This window comes from Brevibacillus halotolerans (genome assembly GCF_026891775.1).
Taxonomy (GTDB): Bacteria; Bacillota; Bacilli; order Brevibacillales; family Brevibacillaceae; genus Brevibacillus_B; species Brevibacillus_B halotolerans.
This window is the reverse complement of the sequence record NZ_JAPTNK010000080.1, coordinates 1-256: the sequence shown is the minus strand read 5'-3', so window position 1 is coordinate 256 and position 256 is coordinate 1. Positions and strand designations below refer to the sequence as shown.

General features: G+C 44.5%; 1 rRNA gene. It reads left to right on the top strand.

What is annotated here, in order from left to right:
* Positions 1-104 (top strand): 5S ribosomal RNA (gene rrf, locus O0550_RS24255); the annotation flags it as partial.
* Positions 105-256: the final 152 nt, after the last annotated feature.

The window sequence follows — 256 nt, the reverse complement described above, 5'->3', positions numbered from 1 at the left end:
TGGCAGAGGGGTCACACACGTTCCCATTCCGAACACGACCGTTAAGCCCTCTAGCGCCGATGGTACTTGCCCATTCGGGCCGGGAGAGTAGGACGTTGCCAGGCCGGTAACCTTGAAGGTTACTGATTCTATATTTGTTCTTTGAAAACTGGATAATGATAGAAAGCATACAAGGCAAACGTTCTTACTTTTGTAGGAACATGCAAACATTAGTGTAGATCGAAAGATCAAACCTTTAACTGTGGTTAAGTTAATA